This is a genomic window from Stenotrophomonas sp. Steno-Z2 (assembly GCF_056393235.1).
This window is the reverse complement of record NZ_JBWJOY010000004.1, coordinates 24,042-41,843: the sequence shown is the minus strand read 5'-3', so window position 1 is coordinate 41,843 and position 17,802 is coordinate 24,042. Positions and strand designations below refer to the sequence as shown.

The following is a 17,802-nucleotide window of genomic DNA, read 5'->3' as shown; positions in this document are numbered from 1 at the left end:
AATAATTTATTCTTGATTTCACGGAAGAAAGGAATAAGTATTCCGTTGCATCCAGAGGGAGTCCTCATGAACGCCATTCCCGCCCGGCCCCGTCGCCGACGCCTTGCCTGGGCCTGCTGGTCCTTCCTGATCGCCGCGCCGCTGTGCGCGGGCCCGGCCTTCGCGCTCGGCGCGGCCACCGCCTCGCCGCAGGACTACGCCGGCGTGATCGGCCTGCGCGAGGACTACCTGTCGGCCGCGCACTGGATCGCGCAGTTGTCCGACCCGGACCGGGTGATCCTCGACCGCGCCGGCATCGCCGCGCAGAACGCGCGCATGCGCCAGCTCGACAGCTCCATCCACGACCTGCGCGCCCTGCCCGCCACGCTGCCGCGCGGCTTCGTACGCGAACAGATCGAGGCGATCTCGCGCCCCCCGACCCGCACGCTGTACGACGTGCAGGGCAGGGAAATCGGCGCCGCGCAGCTGCGCGCCATCACCGACAACCTGGCGCTCGGGCGCATCGCCGACGGCCGCCCGCTGCAGTACGGCCTGGTCGTGCACCGCGCCGCGCTGCGCGCCTTCCCCACCGGGCTGCGCGCGTTCTCCAGCAACGACGACACCGACATCGACCGCTTCCAGGAATCGGCACTGTTCCCCGGCGACGCGGTGGCGGTGCTGCACGAAAGCGCCGATGGCAACTGGCTGTTCGTCGCCAGCGAGCGCTACGTGGCCTGGGTGGAAAAGCGCTTCGTCGGCATCGGCGACGCCGCGCAGGTGTTCGGTTATGGCGCCAGCGGCCCGCACCGGGTGATCACCGGCGCCACCGCCACCACCGCCTATACGCCGGAAGAACCGCGCGTCTCGCGCCTGCAGCTGGACATGGGCGTGCGCGTGCCGGTGCTGGCCGACTGGCCGGCGCTGCAGCCGGTCAACGGCCAGCAGGGCCATGCTGCCTATGTCATCCAGCTGCCGGTGCGCGACGACGACGGCCGCCTAGCGCTGGTGCCGGCGCTGCTGCCGCGCTCGCAGGACAGCAGCGACGACTACCTGGCGCTGACCCCGCGCAACCTGCTCACCCAGGCCTTCAAGTTCCTCGGCGAACGCTACGGCTGGGGCCATTCCTACGACACCCGCGACTGCAGCGGCTTCGTCTCCGAGGTCTACCGCAGCTTCGGCGTGCTGCTGCCGCGCAATACCAGCGCGCAGGCGGTGAGCCCGGCGCTGGATCGCATCGCCTTCGGCGAGAAGGACGGCAGGCCACGGCGCGACGCGGCGGTGGACGCGCTGCAGGTCGGCGACCTGGTCTATATCCCGGGGCATGTGATGATGGCCATCGGCCACGCCGACGGCATGGCCTGGATGATCCACGACACCGCCGGTGGCAGCTGGTTCGGGGCCGACGGCAAGCGGGTTCCCGCCCACCTCAATGGCGTTTCGGTGACGCCGCTGCAGCCGATGATGGCCAGCGACACCGCCAGCTACGTCGACCGCATCACCAACATCCAGCGCATCCGCCCGCATACCGCCAAATGAAGATCACCGACATCGAACTGGGCATGCTGCGCGTGCCCCTGAAAACCCCGTTCAAGACCGCGCTGCGCACCGTCGAATCGGTCGACGACATCGTGGTGCTGGTGCGCACCGACAGCGGCCATACCGGCTATGGCGAGGCGCCGGCCACCGCGGTGATCACCGGCGACACCCACGGCTCGATCATCGAGGCCATCAACAACTTCATCAAGCCGCGCCTGATCGGCGAGGACATCGCCAACCTCAACCGCATCTGCGGGCTGGTGCAGTCCTCGCTGGAGCGCAATACCAGCGCCAAGGCCGCGGTGGAAATCGCCATCTACGACCTGTGGGCGCAACTGCACGGCGCGCCGCTCTACCAGATGCTCGGCGGCGGCGACCCGGTGATCACCACCGACATCACCATCAGCGTGGACTACATCGACAAGATGGTGGCCGATTCGCTGTCGGCGATAGAGCGCGGCTTCGAGTCGCTGAAGATCAAGGTCGGCAAGGACATCGGCCTGGACATCGAGCGGGTCAAGGCGATCCACGCCGCGGTCGAGGGCCGCGCCCTGCTGCGCCTGGACGCCAACCAGGGCTGGACCGCCAAGCAGGCGGTCTACGCCATGAACGCGCTGGAGAACGCCGGCGTGGTGCTGGAACTGCTGGAGCAGCCGGTCAAGGCGGCCGACATCGACGGCATGAAGTACGTCACCGAGCGGGTCAATACACCGGTGATGGCCGACGAGAGCGTATTCGGCCCGCACCAGGTGTTCGACCTGATCCACCAGCGCGCGGCGGACATCATCAACATCAAGCTGATGAAGACCGGCGGCATTTCCAATGCGATCAAGGTCGCCGACATCGCGTCGCTGTACGGCATTCCGTGCATGATCGGCTGCATGCTCGAGTCGAGCATCAGCGTGGCCGCGGCGGTGCACCTGGCGGTGGCCAAGTCCGGGGCGATCACCAAGGTGGATCTGGACGGGCCGTCGCTGAGCCTGTTCAACCCGGTCAACGGCGGGGTGATCTTCAACGAGTCGGAGATCAGCATCACCGATGCGCCGGGGCTGGGCATCACCGAGGTGCGCGGGCTGGAGATGTTGAAGGCATGAGCGGCGGGGCGATGGCAATCTGCACTGCTGTCGCCACCTCCCCTTGTTACTTCTCTTTGCAGGGGCAAGGAGAAGTAGCTCGCGCCTGCGAAGAAAGCGGGGCAGGAGCTTTCGCTCCCCTGTCGGGGAGCGAGCCACCTTTCTTTGCTCGTGCAAAGAAACGTGGCCCAAAGAAAGCACGCCCTGCCTCCGCGCCCGACGCGCTGCGCGCGCCGGGTCCACTCCGCTGGCGGGATTTTTCGACGAGACATCCCTGTCTCGTCGAAAAACGACGTGCATCCCTGCACGTCGCCCCTGCGGGGTCTTGTCCGCCAGCTCCGTCGCTGCGGAAGGGAACCCGGAAAGTCAAAAGCCGGAGCAACGGCCGAAGCCCGGTCAACAGCCCCGACATCCCTTCATTCCCGATATCGCGCTGCAAGGCCTTAACGCCTTCCCGAATTCCTTTTAGAGTCAACCCATCGCAGCCGACGGCCCGCCCATGCCACCCCTGGTAAAAATCCGCTCCGAACGCGAACAGATGTCGGCGATCGAACGGCGCATCGCCGATTTCATCCTCGACAACGCCCACCTGCTGCGCGACTACTCGTCCCAGCAGCTGGCCAACGCCCTGGGCATCAGCCAGTCGAGCGTGGTCAAGTTCAGCCAGAAGCTGGGATTCAAGGGCTATCCGGACCTGAAATACTCGGTCGGCGCGGCGGTGGCGCTGGCCAACAACGGCAACGGCGATGTCGCCGAGTGGCCGCCGGAAAGCGACCCGCATGGCTACCTGCAGGTCGCCGACGGCCTGCGCCGCAGCAAGGCCGCGGCCGAGGAGGAAACCCGCGTCGCCAATCCGCAGGAGGAGGTCGAGGCGGTGATCGCCCTGCTCGACGCCGCGCCCAAGGTGTTCGTCTACGGCCTGGGCGATGACGGCCTGTACGCGCGCGAGTTCGCCATGCGCCTGGCGTTGCTGGGCATCCTCACCGTGCAGCACGCCGACCCGATCCTGATGACCGCCAACCTCTCGGCCGCGCGTCCCGGCGACGTGCTGCTGGTGTTCTCCGAGTTCGGCAAGCTGCCGCAGCTGTGGCAGCTCTCGCGCCAGTTCCAGGAGATGGGCGGCAAGGTGGTGTCGATCACCCGCCACACCGCCAACCCGCTGCGCGCGCACGCCGATGCCTCGCTGGCGATCTGCGCGCACGATCCGCAGCCGCCGGTGGCGCAACTGCTGTACCGTTGTTCGCTGCAGTACCTGCTGGATTTCGTGTTCGTGCTGCTGTGCCATGCCAACCCGGACCGCCAGCGCCAGCTGGCGTTGAACCAGGAACGCATCCAGCAGCTGATCGACAACTGATAGCCGGAGCCGTCGCCATGCCTTCCCTGTTCCCTTCCTTCGCCCGGCGCCTGCTGCCGTCGCTGTCGATGCTGATGCTGGTCGGCGCCGCCGCCGCCGCGCCGCCGGCCACGCCGGTACAGGATGCGCGCCAGCTGGTGGTCGTCACCACGCCGTCGTGGGACACGCCGTCGGGCCGCCTGCAGGCCTACGAGCGCACCGCCGACGGCTGGCGCGCGCAGGGCGCCGCGTTCGACGTGGCGCTGGGCCGCAACGGCAGCGCCTGGGGGCTGGGCCGGCACCCGGCGCAACAGGACGGCCCGCAGAAGCGCGAGGGCGATGGCCGCAGCCCGGCCGGCGTGTTCGGCATCGGCGAGGCCTTCGGCTACGCGCCGCGCATCGACAGCGCCATGCCCTACCAGCCGATGCTGGCCAGCAGCTACTGCATGGATGTGCCCGATTCGCCGCTGTACAACCGCATCGTCGACGCCGAGGTGGTGGGCAGCGAGGCGGTGGAAGGCTCCAGCGAGCCGATGCGGCTGGACCTGCACAACAAGGGCGACCGCCGCTACCAGGAGGGCTTCGTGATCGAGCACAACCCGAAGGCCGAGCCCGGCCAGGGCAGCTGCATCTTCGCCCACCTGTGGCGGCAGAGCGGCGAGGCGACGGCCGGCTGCACCGCGATGGAGCCCGGCCGCATGCAGGCCCTGCTCGGCTGGCTGGACCCGGCCGCGCACCCGCTGTTCGTGCTGCTGCCGGAGGCGGACTACGCGCGCCTACAGGAACGCTGGGGCCTGCCGGCGCAGCATCCGCAGGCCGCTCGTTGACCCTTTCCGTTCTTCCCCGGGAGACAGTCCGGCGGGATTGCCGGACCGCACGGCGCAGCCGCCCGGAGGATGAGGCGCATGGAGGTGCCGAATGCAGGGGGCCGTCCCCTCGCCCCAACCCTTCTCCCGGAGGGTGAGGGGCTTCGAAGCCCACTCCGGTTCTCCTTCTTCCTTTTCGCCACCCGGCCTTCCATGACCACATCCACCCGACGCTTCCGGCTCTCCGCTCCCGTCAAAGTGCTGATCTCGCTGCTGGTCGGCGCGATGGTCGGCCTGGCGCTCACCCACCACGACCCGGCGCTCGCGCTGCAGGTCGCCGATGTCGCCCGGCCCATCGGCCGGCTGTGGCTCAATGCGCTGCAGATGACCGTGGTGCCGCTGGTCACCGCGCTGGTGATCGTCGGCGTCAACACCGCCAGCAACGCCGCCGCGTCCGGGCGCACCGCGCGCAACGCGATCCTGGTGTTCATCGTGCTGCTGGTGGCCGCGGCCAGCTTCTCGGCGGTGATCACGCCGGCGCTGCTGGGGCTGGTGCCGCACGACAGCGCCACCATGCAGACCTTCCGCGCCGCCCTGCACGCGCCGGAAACGCTGTCCAAGGCGCCCAGCGCCGCGCAGTGGATCTCCTCGCTGATCCCCAGCAACGTGCTGGCCGTGGCCTCGGCCAACGCGATGCTGCCGCTGGTGGTGTTCGCCATGTTCTTCGGCTTCGCGCTGAGCCGCCAGGACGCAGAGCGCCGCGACCGCATCCTGGAGATCATCAAGATCGTCGGCGACACCATGATCACCATCGTGCGCTGGGTGCTGTGGGCCGCGCCGCTGGGCGTGTTCGCGCTGGTGCTGGTGGTGTGCGCCGAGGTCGGCATGAGCGTGCTCGGCATCCTCGGCTACTACATCCTGCTGATGTGCGTGGTCTACATCCTGATCACCCTGCTGCTGTACGCGGTGGCGGTGCTGGCCGCGCGCGAGGGCCTGCGCCGCTTCGCCGCGGCGCTGGTGCCGGTGCAGGTCATCGCCGGCAGCACGCAATCGTCGCTGGCCTCGCTGCCGGCGATGATCGACAGCGCGCGCAACCGGCTGGGCTACCCCACCGCGCTGACCTCGCTGGTGCTGCCGATGGCGGTGTCGCTGTTCCGCGTGACCAGCCCGGCGCAGTACATCGCCGTGGCCAGCTTCATCGCCTGGCTGTACGGCATCGACATCTCCTTCTCGCAGTACGCGGTGGCGGTGCTGCTGGCCGCGGCCATCAGCATGGGCTCCACCGGCCTGCCCGGCCAGGCCAACTTCATGACCAACAACATGCCGGTCACGCAGAGCATGGGCCTGCCGGTGGAACCGCTGGGCGTGCTGCTGGCGGTGGACACGATTCCCGACGTGTTCTGCACCATCGGCAATACCACCGGCGACATGACCGCCACCTCGATCGTCGCCAAACGCATGGGCACGCCCGAGGAAGGTTAAAGCCAACCGTAGGAGCGGCTTCAGCCGCGACGGGGCTTTCCCCTTGGACTTTCATCCATTGGGCGCGCTGCCCGGGTGCCTGGGGCTGCATGAAAGCCCCATCGCGGCTGAAGCCGCTCCTACCTGGGTGACAGCGGGTGGCCTTTCCCGCGCTTGCCGTCTTCGCCTATGGTGGGATCCTTGCTGCATTCACCCGGAGGACGTGCCATGCCCCGCCCGCTGCTGCTCTGTCTGGCCCTTGCCCTGACGCCCGCCCTGTTCACCACCGCCTGCGCCGCGGACCCGGCCGCGCAGGCGGCGGTCAAGCCGGCGCAATGGCCGTTCGCCGCCACCGAGGTGGCCCGTTTCGACGAGCCATGGGCGATGGCGTTCCTGCCCGACCGCAGCCTGCTGGTCACCGAGAAGGCCGGCAAGCTGATCCACTTCGATCCGGCCAGTGGCCGCCGCCACGAGATCGCCGGGGTGCCGCAGGTGGCCTATGGCGGCCAGGGCGGCTTCGGCGACGTGGCCGTGCATCCGCATTTCGCCCATAACGGGCTGGTCTATTACAGCTACGCTGAGGAAGGGACGAACGACACCCGCGGCGCCGCGGTGGCGCGCGCGAAGCTGGTGCTCGACGCCGACGGCGGCGGCCGCCTGGTCGATGCGCAGGTGATCTGGCGGCAGACGCCGAAGGTGAGCGGCAACGGCCACTACGGGCACCGGCTGCTGTTCGGCCCGGACGGCAAGCTGTGGATCAGTTCCAGCGAGCGGCAGAAGTTCGACCCGGCGCAGGACATGGCCGGCAACCTCGGCAAGATCGTGCGCCTCAACGACGACGGCAGCGTGCCGGCCGACAACCCGTTCGCCGCGCAGGGCGCGCCGGCCGACCAGGTGTGGTCGCTCGGCCACCGCAACATCCTCGGCCTGGCCTTCGATGCGCAGGGGCGGCTGTGGGAGAACGAAATGGGCCCGAAGGGCGGCGACGAGCTGAACCTGATCCAGCGCGGCGGCAACTACGGCTACCCGCTGGTCTCCAATGGCGACCACTACGACGGCCGCGACATTCCCGACCACGACACCCGGCCGGAGTTCGTCGCGCCCAAGGTCAGCTGGACGCCGGTGATCTCCCCGTCCAGCCTGGTCATCTATGACGGCGCGCTGTTCCCGCAGTGGCGTGGCAATGCCTTCATCGGCGGCCTCTCCTCGCAGTCGCTGGTCCGCATCGCCTTCGATGGCGACAGCGCGCGCGAGGCCGGGCGCTTCGACATGGGCCAGCGCATCCGCGCGGTGGCGCAGGGCCCGGACGGCGCGCTGTGGCTGCTGGAGGACGGCGGCAACGCGCGGCTGCTCAAACTGACGCCGCGCACGTAGCCGCCGCTGTCGTGCGCGGGAGGGCGTGTCGTTGACGCCCCGCGCGCAGCGGGCCGCAGGCTACGGTTTGTGGCGCAGGCGCAGGTGCAGGCCGATGGCCTGCACCAGTCCATAGCAGACCAGGGCGGCGGCCAGGCCCAGGGTCAGCGGGCTGGCGTTGGCGGCGCCGGGCGCCATGCCCTGGCTGAAGGCGCCGGCCTGCCAGCGCCAGGCCAGGCGCGCGACCAGCAGCAGCGACAGCGCGCCGCCGATCCACGGATTAGGCGTATAGCCGGGCCGGCCTTCGCGCGCGTCGAAGCGCGTGTGCTTCAGCGCGAACCACGCCAGTGCGATGCCGGCCAGCGCGCCCGCGGCCATGCCGGCGGCCACGTGCGGCACGAAGGCCGCCGCCAGCGCGAGCATCGCCGCCACCAGCGCCAGGATCACGATGCGTGCCAGGGTGCGGCGCGGCTGCCAGGGTTGCCAGCCGAAGTGGCGGCGGAGCCGGCGGTAATACATCCAGCCGAAACCGGCAGTCATCAGCCACGGCAGGTAGGTGGGCATCGGTGCGGGCATGGCGGGTCTCCGTGGGCGCGGCGACAGCATCGCACGCCCGCCGCCCGCTTCAAGATGCCGGTCGTCATCCGGCCCGGCAGGCGGGGTCGGGGCGGGCGCTCAGGGCGCCAGCAGTTCGAAGCGCACCGGCTCGCCGCTCGCCGACGAAGCGCACACCCACAGGTCGAACAGGCCCGGCTCGGCGGTGAGCATGCCTTCGCTGTTGGTGAAGGCCAGCTGCCCGCGGTCGAGCCGGAATACCACGTCCGTCGCCTCGCCCGGCGCCAGCAGGATCTTCTCGAACGCCTTGAGTTCGCGCACCGGGCGCACGCGGCTGGCGACGCGGTCGTGGATGTACAGCTGCACCACTTCCTCGGCGGCCACCGCGCCGGTGTTGGTGACGGTGGTGGTGACCACCAGTTCGCCGTCCCAGTCCAGCTGCGGCGCGCTCAGGCGCGGCGCGCCGTAGGCGAACGTGCTGTAACCCAGGCCGTGGCCGAAGGCGTACAGCGGCGCGTCGGGGATCTCGCGCCAGCGCGCCTTGAACTCGGACATCTCCGGCAGTTCCGGGCGGCCGGTGCGCGGATGGTTGTAGAAGTAGGGCTGCTGCCCGGAATGCTGCGGGAAGCTCACCGGCAGGCGGCCGGAGGGGCTGTAAGCGCCGAACAGCACGTCGGCCACGGCATGGCCGGTCTGGGTGCCGAGGAACCAGGTCACCGCGATGGCCTGCGCGTCGCGCACCGCGCCGTGCAGCGCCAGCGCGCGGCCGTTGCGCAGCAGCACCACGAGCGGCGTGCCGGTGGAGGCGACCGCCTCGGCCAGGGCCTGCTGCGCCGGCGGCAGCACGATCTCCACCCGCGACTGCGCCTCGCCGCTGTAGCGCTGCGGTTCGCCCAGCGCCAGCACCGCCACGTCGGCGCGCCGCGCCGCGGCTACCGCCGCCTCGATGCCGCCTTCCAGCGCCTCTTCCAGCGCGCAGCCGGGCACCACCTCCAGCAGCGCGGCGTCGTCCAGCGCCGCGCGCACGCCCGCTTCCAGCGTCACGTAGCGCGCCTTGTCGCCGAACAGCGTCCAGCAGCCCTCGATGTTGTCGCGGTCCTGCGCGAACGGGCCGATCAGCGCGATCTTCTGCCCGGCCCCGCGCAGCGGCAGCAGCGCGCCTTCGTTCTTCAGCAGCACGATCGAACGCCGCGCCGCGTCGCGGGCCAGCGCGTCGTGCGCGGCGATGTGCGCCGTGTCGGCCTCGCGCGCCGGGTCCAGCGAGCGGTACGGATCGTCGAACAGGCCGATGGCTTCCTTCAGGCGCAGGATGCGGCGCACCGATTCGTCCAGCGCCGCCATCGCTACCTGCCCGCTTTCCACCAGCCCCGGCAGGTGCGCGGCGTAGAAGCCGCTCTGCATGCTCAGGTCCAGGCCGGCGCTGAACGCCTTGCAGGTCGCATCCACCTCGTCGGCGGCGTAGCCGTGGGCGATCAGCTCCATGTCGGCGGTGTAGTCGGAGACCACCACGCCGTCGAAGCCCCACTGCCCGCGCAGCAGGTCGGTCAGCAGCCAGCGGTTGGCACTGGCAGGCACGCCGTTGATGTCGTTGAACGCGCTCATCAGCGCGCGCGCGCCGGCCGCCAGCGCGGCCTTGAACGGCGGCAGGTGCACGTCGTGCAGGGTCTGCGGCGAGATGTCCACCGGCGCGTATTCCATGCCGGCGGCGACCGCGCCGTACGCGGCGAAATGCTTGGGCGTGGCCAGCAGCGAATCGGCGGCGGCCAGGTCCTTGCCCTGGAAACCACGCACGCGCGCGGCGGCGAAGGCGCAGCCCAGCACCACGTCCTCGCCGGCCGATTCGGCGCCGCGGCCCCAGCGCTGGTCGCGGGCGATGTCCACCGCCGGCGCGTAGGTCCAGTGGATGCCGGCGGCGGTGGCCTCGATGGCGGTGGCGCGCGCGGTGCGTTCGGCCAGCGCCGGCTCGAAGCTGGCGGCCTCGCCCAGCGGGATCGGGAACACCGTGCGCATGCCGTGGATCACGTCGGCGGCCAGCGCCACCGGGATGCCGAGCCGGCTCTCCTCCACCGCCACGCGCTGGATTTCCCGGCCCTGCGCGGCGCCGACGCCGTTGAACAGGCAGCCGACGCGGCCGGCGCGCACCTGCTCCAGCACCTGCCCGGCATTGCGCACGTTGGCTTCGGGGTTCACGTCCGGCGCGAACGGGCGGACCATGTCGGCGAACACGCCCAGCTGGCCCACCTTCTCTTCCAGGGTCATGCGGGCGATCAGGGATTCGATGCGGTCTGCCACCGGCGGTCCTTGTATGGAAGCGTTTACAAAGCGCGGATTCTAGCGTTGTCGGTGTGAAACCCGGCGGGGCCGGTTGCATCGATCGATCCCGTGGCGCCAGGCCCGCCGGCGGGGTTCCGGACAGGCCTCGTACGCGGCAGGCCCCACGGCTAGCCGCGCATCGCCATCAGCATGGCGTCGCTGGATTCCTGGAACACGCGCAGGCCGAACTCGGGCAGGATCGCCAGCAGGTGGTCGAACACGTCCGACTGCGTGGCCTCGTACTGCACCCAGGCGACCGAGGCGGTGAAGCAGTAGACCTCCAGCGGCAGCCCCTGCGGGGTCGGCGCCAGCTGCCGCACCATCAGGGTCATGTCCTGGTGGATGCCCGGATGGCTGCGCAGGTAGCGCTCGACATAGGCGCGGAAGGTGCCGAGGTTGGTCAGCCGGCGCGCGTTGACCTCTTCCGGATGCGCCTGCGCCACCTGCGCGTTCCACTGCTCCAGTTCGCTGCGCTTGCCGGCCAGGTAGTCGTCGAGCAGGCCGAACCGCTCCAGCCGCGCCAGCGCCGCCGCGTCGAGGAACTGCACGCTGTGCTGGTCCAGGAAGATCGAACGCTTGATCCGCCGCCCGCCCGATTCCTGCATGCCGCGCCAGTTCTTGAACGACTCGGTGACCAGCTTCTTGGTCGGGATGGTGGTGATGGTCTTGTCCCAGTTCTGCACCGTCACCGTATGCAGGGCGATGTCGATCACGTCGCCATCGGCGTTCTGGCTGGGCATCTCGATCCAGTCGCCGATGCGCACGCGGCCATCGCCGCTGATCTGCACGCTGGCCACCAGCGACAGGATGGTGTCCTGGAAGATCAGCATCAGCACCGCGGTGGCCGCGCCCAGCCCGGTGACCAGGTAGCGCAGGTCCACGCCGGCCAGGGTGGCGACGATGGACAGCCCGGCGACCACGAAGATCACGATCTTGGCCACCTGCAGGTAGCCCTTGATCGGCTTGTTGCGCGCGTCCGGGCGCCGCTCGTACAGGTCGTTGGCCGCATCCAGCGCGTGCGACACCGCCAGCGCGACGGTCAGCACCGCCCAGGCCTGGCAGGCGCCGACGATGAAGGCCACCAGCCCCGGCGGCAGGTCCGGCACCACCTTGATGCCGGCGGCGATCACCTGGCTGGGCACCACGTTGGACAGCCGCGCGATCACCCGCATCAGGTGGCTGCCACGCCCGGTCTCGGCGCCCGGCAGGCGGCTGAGCAGCCGGCGCAGGCCGCGCAGCAGGATGCGCTTGGTGATCCAGTTGGCCAGGCCCGCCGCGACCAGCAGGACCGAGACCATCAATGCCAGGTAGGCGCCGGGATAGGGTTCCAGTGTGTTCTGCAGCCGCTCCAGCCACTGTGCCGCCACCACCGCATCCACCATCGATTGTCTCCTGTGTATTCCGTCGTTCTTGAAATCGCCGGCCGCCGGCCGGCGCTACCGCGTCAGGCCCGCTCGCGCTCGATGAGCACGCCCACCGCGCGCGCGCCGCGCACCGCGCCGGGCTTGCTCAGCTTCAGGCGCAGCCAGCGCACGTCGAACTCGTCCAGCACGATCGCCGCGCAGCGCTCGGCCAGGGTTTCCACCAGGCCGAAGTCCGATCCGCGCACGTATTCCTGCAGGCGCTTGCTGACCGCCTTGTAATTGAGCGTGTCGGCGATATCGTCGGTCGCCGCCGGCCTGCGGTTGTCGAAGCCCATCTCCAGGTCGAACACCAGGGTCTGGCGGATGCGCCGCTCCCAGTCGTAGATGCCGATCAGGGCGTCGATTTCGAGCCCTTCGATGAATACCTTGTCCATGTATGAAGCGGGGAGCCGGGATTGGGGAACAGGGGATGTTACGTGCTGGCGCGTCAAGAGAGGCACTGGGCCGAAATCCGGCGACGAAGCGTCATGGCACGGCTTCGAGCGACGCACGTTGCGACCGGACATGCCATAGACCCGCCGTGATCAGACATTCCCCGTTCCCTGTTCCCCGTTTCCCGCCGCCAACGGCGGCAGCGTGGCCATGTCCCAGCGCGGCACCACCTTCACTTCGGCCGGGCTGTGCTGGCCGGCCTGCAGGCGCAGCGCGCCGGCGAAGGCGATCATCGCGCCGTTGTCGGTGCACAGCGCCGGGCGCGGGAAGCACACGCGGCCGCCACGGCGCTGCGCGGCGTCCTGCAGCCTGGCGCGCAGGCGCTTGTTGGCGCCGACGCCGCCGGCCACCACCAGCACGTCGCAGCCGGCCGCCTCCAGCGCGCGTTCGCACTTGATCGCCAGCGTATCGACCACCGCGTCCTCGAAGCCGCGCGCGATGTCGGCGCGGGTCTGCCCGCTCTGGTCGCTGTCGCGCCAGGCCAGCAGCACCTGGGTCTTGAGCCCGGAGAAACTGAAATCCAGCCCCGGCCGGTCGGTCATCGGCCGCGCGAACCGGAACCGGCCCGGCGTACCGGCCTCGGCCAGCCGGGCCAGCTGCGGGCCGCCCGGGTACGGCAGGCCCATCAGCTTGGCGGTCTTGTCGAAGGCCTCGCCGGCGGCGTCGTCCAGGGTCTCGCCGAGCAGGCGGTAGCTGCCGATGGCGTCCACCGCGACCAGCTGGGTATGTCCGCCGGAGACCAGCAGGGCCACGAACGGCGGCGCCGGCGGGTCGTCCTCCATCAGCGGCGCCAGCAGGTGGCCTTCCATGTGGTGCACGCCGATGGCCGGCACGTCCAGCGCCCAGGCCAGCGAGCGCGCCACCCCGGCGCCGACCAGCAGCGCGCCGACCAGCCCGGGGCCGGCGGTATAGGCCACGCCGTCCAGTTCGGACACGGCGATGCCAGCCTCGTCCAGGGTCTGCCGGATCAGCGGCAGGGTCTTGCGCACGTGGTCGCGGCTGGCCAGCTCCGGCACCACGCCGCCGTATTCGGCGTGCAGCGCGATCTGGCTGTAGACCGCATGGGCGCGCAGGGCGTCGACGCCGGACAGCGCGGTGTCGTACACCGCCACGCCGGTTTCGTCGCAGGAAGATTCGATGCCGAGGACTTTCATGCCGGTATTGTGAACCCCAAGGCGCGGGTTTACGAACCGCGGGGGCGCCGGCAGGCCAGTCCCAACGCCTCGCCGCCCGGGTCGCCACGCCGTCGCCGGACCGCTTTCCCGCGCCGCGTGCGCCAGCGCCAGCGCGTGCCCGGCACCCGGTGCGCACCCGCCTGCCGGCAGTCCGGCCCGCCCTGCTACTTGCGCCCGGGTTCAAAGCGGCTATAATGCGCGGCTCACCGGGCGTGACCCGGTCTCACTGTGTCCCGGAGATTCCATGCCCAGCGTCAAAGTCCGCGAGAACGAACCTTTCGAGTTTGCGCTCCGCCGCTTCAAGCGCACCTGCGAAAAGGCCGGCGTGCTGGCCGAGACCCGCAAGCGCGAGTTCTACGAAAAGCCGACCCAGGAACGCAAGCGCAAGGCCGCTGCTGCCGTGAAGCGCCAGCTGCGTCGTTCCTCGCGCGACGTCACCAAGCGTCAGCGCCTGTACTGATCGGACGCAGCTCCTGAGCGGGGGCTTCGGCCTTCCGTAACGGGAGTGAAAGCCGGCACGCGCGAGCGTAGCCGGCTTTTTGCGTTCCCGCGCCCCGTGCGCACCCCGCATTCCGATCCCGCAAGAGGTGATCCATGAGCCTGAAACAGCAACTGACCGACGACATGAAGGCCGCCATGAAGGGCGGCGACAAGCACTCCCTCGGCGTGATCCGCCTGATCAACGCGGCGATCAAGCAGAAGGAAGTGGACGAGCGCATCGAGCTGGACGACGCCGCCGTGATCGCCGTGCTGGACAAGATGGTCAAGCAGCGCAAGGACTCGGTGAGCCAGTACGAGGCCGCCAACCGCGAGGACCTGGCCAAGGTCGAACGCGACGAGATCGTGGTGATCGAGCGCTACCTGCCGGCCAAGATGGGCGAGGCCGAGATCCTGGCCGCGATCAACGCCGCCATCGCCGAAACCGGCGCCAGCGGCGCGGCCGACATGGGCAAGCTGATGGGCGTGCTCAAGCCGCTGCTGGCCGGCCAGGCCGACATGGGCCTGGTGTCGAAGCTGGTCAAGCAGGCACTGGCGGGCTGAGTCCGCGGCGCACCTGCCGGACGCCATCGCGGCCCGGCAGGCACGCATCCATCACGGTCCTGTCCCGGGCGGCGTGCGATCCTGCCCGCCATGGCGCCCCTGTCACCGGACATGAAGCACCGCCTGGAGCGGTTGCAGCAGAGCCTGCCGGCCGCCCTGGTCCGCCGCTTCAGCGAAGCGGACGTGATGACCCAGGCGGCCTCGCTGGCGTTCTACACCCTGCTCTCGCTGGCACCGCTGCTGGTGCTGCTGCTGTGGCTGACCGCCTCGCTGTACCCGCCCGCGCAGCAGGCGCTGGTCGGCCAGATCGGCGACCTGGCCGGCAGCAGCGTCGCGGAGGTGGCCGACACGGTGATCGCCAACGCCAGCGCGCGGCCCGACCTGGGCTCGCTGGCCGGCGTCTGGAGCCTGCTGCTGCTGTTCGTCGGCGCCACCGTGGTGTTCGCCCAGCTGCAGGGCGCGCTGAACCGGATCTTCCGCGCCGACCTGCCGCGTTTCGACGGCATGCTCGGCTGGCTGAAGAAGCGCATCTTCTCCGCCGGCGTGGTGCTGGCGCTGGGCTTCCTGCTGATCGTCTCGATGGTCGCCACCACCGCCCTGCAGGTGGTGTTCGCGCACCTGCCCTCGCTGCTGCCGGCGGTGGGCTATGTATCCACGCTGGTGCTGTATGCGCTGGGCTTCGCCTTCCTCTACCACTACCTGCCCGACCGCCCGGTCGCCTGGCCGCAGGCCTTCGGCGGCGGCGCGATCACCGCGGTGCTGTTCACCCTGGGCCGCTACGGCATCGGCCTGTACATCGCCAACGCCGCGCCCGGCAGCGCCTATGGCTCGATGGGTACGCTGGTGATCATGCTGGTGTGGGTGTACTACGCCAGCGTGGTGTTCTTCGCCGGCGCCCTGGTCACCGCGGTCATCGACGAGCGCGCGCATCCGCGGGCGGCGCAGGCCGCCTGACAGCGCCCGCGGGGCCACGTCCGCCGCTCCGGCACCGGGCCTCTAGTACACTTGCCGCATACCTTCGCCATGTACCGCTGCCGGCGGTGCTCCACTTTCCCGCATGGCCCGAATCCCCGACGCGTTCATCGACGACCTGCTCGCCCGCTCCGACATAGTCGAAGTGGTCGGCTCGCGCGTGCCGCTCAAGCGCCAGGGCAAGGAATACGCGGCGCGCTGCCCGTTCCACGACGAGCGCTCGGCTTCGTTCACCGTCTCGCCGACCAAGCAGTTCTACCACTGCTTCGGCTGCGGCGCGCACGGCACCGCGATCAGCTTCCTGATGAACTACGACCGCCTCGAGTTCCTCGACGCGGTGGAGGAACTGGCCAAGCGCGCCGGCATGGAAGTGCCGCGCGAGGCCAACCCGCGCAGCCCGCAGCAGCAGGACGACAGCCGCGACCAGTATTCCGCGCTCGACGCCGCCACCCGCTTCTTCCAGAAGCAGCTGGAAGGCAGCGACAAGGCGCAGGCCTACCTCGATGGCCGCGGCGTCGACGCCGACACCCGCGCGCGCTTTTCCATCGGCTACGCGCCGGACGGCTACAGCGCGCTGAAGGACGCGCTGGGCAAGGACGAGCGGCGCATGAAGCTGCTCGAGCGCGTCGGCCTGTTCTCAAAGAACGACCGTGGCCACGTCTACGACAAGTTCCGCGACCGGGTGATGTTCCCGATCTTCGACCGCCGTGGCCGCGTCATCGCCTTCGGCGGCCGGGTCATGGAAAAGGATGACGGCCCCAAGTACCTCAACTCGCCCGAGACCGCGCTGTTCCACAAGGGCCGCGAACTGTACGGCCTGTGGCAGGTGCGCCAGGCCAACCAGAAGATCGAGCGGCTGATCGTGGTCGAGGGCTACATGGACGTGGTCAGCCTGTTCCAGTTCGGCGTCACCCAGGCGGTGGCGACGCTGGGCACGGCGACCACGCCGGACCACGCCGAGCTGCTGTTCCGCAACGCGCCGGACGTTTACTTCTGCTTCGACGGCGACAATGCCGGGCGCAAGGCCGGCTGGCGCGCGCTGGAGTCGGTGCTGCCGCGGATGAAGGACGGGCGCCAGGCGTTCTTCCTGTTCCTGCCCGATGGCGAGGACCCGGACACCATCGTGCGCAAGGAGGGCGCGGAGGCCTTCGACGCGCGCCTGAAGCAGGCCACGCCGCTGTCGCAGTTCTTCTTCGACGAACTCACCCGCGAGATCAACCTGGGCACGCTGGATGGCAAGGCGCGCCTGGCCGAGCGCGCCAGGCCGATGCTGGCGCAGATTCCCGATGGCGCCTTCGGCGACCTGATGAAGCAGGAGCTGCAGCGCCTGACCGGTGTGGGCCGCGCGCCCGCCGGCAACGCGCCATCCGCCGCGCCCATGCGCCGCGCGCCGGCCGCGCCGGTGCAGAAGCGCAGCCTGGTGCGCGCGGCCATCGCCCTCCTGCTGCAGCAGCCTTCGCTGGCGCTGAGCCTGGAGGGCCACCACGCCATCGCCGGCCTGCGCCTGCCCGGCATCGAACTGCTGCTGGAACTGCTGGAACTGGTGCAGCAGCGCCCGGACATCAGCACCGGCGCGCTGCTGCAGCATTTCGACGGCCGCGAGGAACAGGCCGCACTGCACAAGCTGGCGGCCGTCGCCCTGCCCGGCGACGAGGCCAGCTGGACCCAGGAGCTGCACGACGCCATCGTCCAGCTGGAGAAGCAGCTGCTGCAGCAGCGCCTGGACGAACTGCAGGCCAAGCAGCGCCAGCAGGGCCTGGACGAAACCGACAAATACGAACTGCGCGAGCTGCTCAAGGCGCGCGCGACGATGCGCTGACGCGCGGACGGAGGAGCGATGAACCCGCATCTGCCGAAACTGCTGTCCCTGCTGCTGGCCTGCGCCGGTACCGCCGGCGCCGCCGACCCTGCGTTGAAGCAGCCACGCCCGGGCCTGTTCACCGGCGGCCAGCCCAGCGCACAGCAGCTGCGCGACGCCGCACAGGCCGGCGTCACCACCGTGATCGACCTGCGCATGCCGCAGGAACAGCGCGGCTACGACGAGGCCGCCGCCGCCGAACGACTGGGCCTGCGCTACGTGCGCCTGCCCATCGACGGCGCCGGTGGCATCAGCGAGGCCAATGCGCGCACGCTCGACCGCCTGCTCCGCCAGGACAGCGGCGCCACGCTGCTGCATTGCGCCTCGGGCAACCGCGCCGGCGCGCTGCTGGCGCTGGCGCAGGCGCGCGTGCATGGCGCCTCCCCCGAAGCCGCCCTGCAGTTCGGCCGCGATGCCGGCCTGGGCTCGCTGGAACCGGCCGTGCGCGCGGCGCTGGAGACCCCCGCCAAGCCCTGAACCTGGTTCCCTGC

At 70.1% G+C, this 17,802-nt stretch carries 16 protein-coding genes; 11 read left to right on the top strand and 5 right to left on the bottom strand.

What is annotated here, in order from left to right:
• Positions 1-66: 66 nt before the first annotated feature.
• From AC06FP_RS10895 to AC06FP_RS10870, 6 genes are all read left to right on the top strand, one after another.
• Positions 67-1,515, top strand: coding sequence for a C40 family peptidase (locus AC06FP_RS10895; RefSeq protein WP_478075498.1), 1,449 nt, complete (start codon positions 67-69; stop codon positions 1,513-1,515).
• Positions 1,512-2,609 (top strand): dipeptide epimerase, encoded by a 1,098-nt coding sequence (locus AC06FP_RS10890; protein ID WP_456117872.1) that lies wholly within the window; start codon positions 1,512-1,514, stop codon positions 2,607-2,609. Before AC06FP_RS10895 ends, AC06FP_RS10890 begins: the two co-directional genes overlap by 4 nt.
• A 478-nt stretch (positions 2,610-3,087) precedes the next feature.
• On the top strand, positions 3,088-3,942 hold the full coding sequence (locus AC06FP_RS10885) for a MurR/RpiR family transcriptional regulator (protein WP_456117871.1): 855 nt from the start codon (positions 3,088-3,090) through the stop codon (positions 3,940-3,942).
• Between the two features lie 68 nt (positions 3,943-4,010).
• Entirely contained in the window at positions 4,011-4,748 is a 738-nt protein-coding gene (locus AC06FP_RS10880; protein ID WP_478075618.1) for a L,D-transpeptidase family protein, read from the top strand.
• Positions 4,749-4,940: 192 nt separating this feature from the next.
• On the top strand, positions 4,941-6,209 hold the full coding sequence (locus AC06FP_RS10875; protein WP_478075497.1) for a dicarboxylate/amino acid:cation symporter: 1,269 nt from the start codon (positions 4,941-4,943) through the stop codon (positions 6,207-6,209).
• Positions 6,210-6,416: 207 nt separating this feature from the next.
• On the top strand, positions 6,417-7,562 hold the full coding sequence (locus tag AC06FP_RS10870; RefSeq protein WP_478075496.1) for a PQQ-dependent sugar dehydrogenase: 1,146 nt from the start codon (positions 6,417-6,419) through the stop codon (positions 7,560-7,562).
• 60 nt (positions 7,563-7,622) lie between these two features.
• Here the strand turns inward: AC06FP_RS10870 and AC06FP_RS10865 are convergent, their stop codons facing one another.
• From AC06FP_RS10865 to tsaD, 5 genes are all read right to left on the bottom strand, one after another.
• Positions 7,623-8,117, bottom strand: a complete 495-nt coding sequence (locus AC06FP_RS10865) for a CcdC protein domain-containing protein (protein ID WP_478075495.1) — start codon at positions 8,115-8,117, stop codon at positions 7,623-7,625.
• 99 nt (positions 8,118-8,216) lie between these two features.
• A complete protein-coding gene (locus tag AC06FP_RS10860) occupies positions 8,217-10,388 on the bottom strand; it encodes a glycoside hydrolase family 3 N-terminal domain-containing protein (RefSeq protein ID WP_478075494.1) in 2,172 nt (723 codons plus the stop codon).
• Between the two features lie 149 nt (positions 10,389-10,537).
• Positions 10,538-11,791 carry a mechanosensitive ion channel family protein gene (locus AC06FP_RS10855; protein ID WP_478075493.1) on the bottom strand — a complete coding sequence of 418 codons (1,254 nt, stop codon included), beginning with the start codon at positions 11,789-11,791 and terminating at the stop codon, positions 10,538-10,540.
• A 62-nt stretch (positions 11,792-11,853) separates the two neighbouring features.
• The gene (gene folB, locus AC06FP_RS10850; protein ID WP_456117866.1) at positions 11,854-12,207 is read right to left on the bottom strand and encodes a dihydroneopterin aldolase; all 354 of its coding nucleotides are present in this window, start codon (positions 12,205-12,207) and stop codon (positions 11,854-11,856) included.
• Positions 12,208-12,357: 150 nt separating this feature from the next.
• Positions 12,358-13,419: a tRNA (adenosine(37)-N6)-threonylcarbamoyltransferase complex transferase subunit TsaD gene (gene tsaD, locus AC06FP_RS10845; protein ID WP_478075492.1), complete on the bottom strand. Its 1,062-nt coding sequence runs from the start codon at positions 13,417-13,419 to the stop codon at positions 12,358-12,360.
• Between the two features lie 265 nt (positions 13,420-13,684).
• Here tsaD and rpsU point away from each other — a divergent pair, with 265 nt between their 5' ends.
• From rpsU to AC06FP_RS10820, 5 genes are all read left to right on the top strand, one after another.
• Entirely contained in the window at positions 13,685-13,900 is a 216-nt protein-coding gene (gene rpsU, locus AC06FP_RS10840; protein WP_002808376.1) for a 30S ribosomal protein S21, read from the top strand.
• A 134-nt stretch (positions 13,901-14,034) separates the two neighbouring features.
• On the top strand, positions 14,035-14,481 hold the full coding sequence (locus AC06FP_RS10835) for a GatB/YqeY domain-containing protein (RefSeq protein WP_456117864.1): 447 nt from the start codon (positions 14,035-14,037) through the stop codon (positions 14,479-14,481).
• A 90-nt stretch (positions 14,482-14,571) separates the two neighbouring features.
• Positions 14,572-15,435 carry a YihY/virulence factor BrkB family protein gene (locus AC06FP_RS10830; RefSeq protein WP_456117863.1) on the top strand — a complete coding sequence of 288 codons (864 nt, stop codon included), beginning with the start codon at positions 14,572-14,574 and terminating at the stop codon, positions 15,433-15,435.
• Positions 15,436-15,538: 103 nt separating this feature from the next.
• The gene (dnaG, locus tag AC06FP_RS10825; protein WP_478075491.1) at positions 15,539-17,272 is read left to right on the top strand and encodes a DNA primase; all 1,734 of its coding nucleotides are present in this window, start codon (positions 15,539-15,541) and stop codon (positions 17,270-17,272) included.
• Positions 17,273-17,290: 18 nt separating this feature from the next.
• Positions 17,291-17,788 (top strand): protein tyrosine phosphatase family protein, encoded by a 498-nt coding sequence (locus AC06FP_RS10820; protein ID WP_478075490.1) that lies wholly within the window; start codon positions 17,291-17,293, stop codon positions 17,786-17,788.
• Positions 17,789-17,802: the final 14 nt, after the last annotated feature.

What these genes read in the sequence shown, in the direction of transcription:
- AC06FP_RS10895 (WP_478075498.1), top strand. Translation starts at nt 67, where the DNA reads ATGAACGCCATTCCCGCCCGGCCCCGTCGCCGACGCCTTGCCTGGGCC.
- AC06FP_RS10890 (WP_456117872.1), top strand. Translation starts at nt 1,512, where the DNA reads ATGAAGATCACCGACATCGAACTGGGCATGCTGCGCGTGCCCCTGAAA.
- AC06FP_RS10885 (WP_456117871.1), top strand. Translation starts at nt 3,088, where the DNA reads ATGCCACCCCTGGTAAAAATCCGCTCCGAACGCGAACAGATGTCGGCG.
- AC06FP_RS10880 (WP_478075618.1), top strand. Translation starts at nt 4,011, where the DNA reads ATGCTGATGCTGGTCGGCGCCGCCGCCGCCGCGCCGCCGGCCACGCCG.
- AC06FP_RS10875 (WP_478075497.1), top strand. Translation starts at nt 4,941, where the DNA reads ATGACCACATCCACCCGACGCTTCCGGCTCTCCGCTCCCGTCAAAGTG.
- AC06FP_RS10870 (WP_478075496.1), top strand. Translation starts at nt 6,417, where the DNA reads ATGCCCCGCCCGCTGCTGCTCTGTCTGGCCCTTGCCCTGACGCCCGCC.
- AC06FP_RS10865 (WP_478075495.1), bottom strand. Translation starts at nt 8,117, where the DNA reads ATGCCCGCACCGATGCCCACCTACCTGCCGTGGCTGATGACTGCCGGT.
- AC06FP_RS10855 (WP_478075493.1), bottom strand. Translation starts at nt 11,791, where the DNA reads ATGGTGGATGCGGTGGTGGCGGCACAGTGGCTGGAGCGGCTGCAGAAC.
- folB (WP_456117866.1), bottom strand. Translation starts at nt 12,207, where the DNA reads ATGGACAAGGTATTCATCGAAGGGCTCGAAATCGACGCCCTGATCGGC.
- tsaD (WP_478075492.1), bottom strand. Translation starts at nt 13,419, where the DNA reads ATGAAAGTCCTCGGCATCGAATCTTCCTGCGACGAAACCGGCGTGGCG.
- rpsU (WP_002808376.1), top strand. Translation starts at nt 13,685, where the DNA reads ATGCCCAGCGTCAAAGTCCGCGAGAACGAACCTTTCGAGTTTGCGCTC.
- AC06FP_RS10835 (WP_456117864.1), top strand. Translation starts at nt 14,035, where the DNA reads ATGAGCCTGAAACAGCAACTGACCGACGACATGAAGGCCGCCATGAAG.
- AC06FP_RS10830 (WP_456117863.1), top strand. Translation starts at nt 14,572, where the DNA reads ATGGCGCCCCTGTCACCGGACATGAAGCACCGCCTGGAGCGGTTGCAG.
- dnaG (WP_478075491.1), top strand. Translation starts at nt 15,539, where the DNA reads ATGGCCCGAATCCCCGACGCGTTCATCGACGACCTGCTCGCCCGCTCC.
- AC06FP_RS10820 (WP_478075490.1), top strand. Translation starts at nt 17,291, where the DNA reads ATGAACCCGCATCTGCCGAAACTGCTGTCCCTGCTGCTGGCCTGCGCC.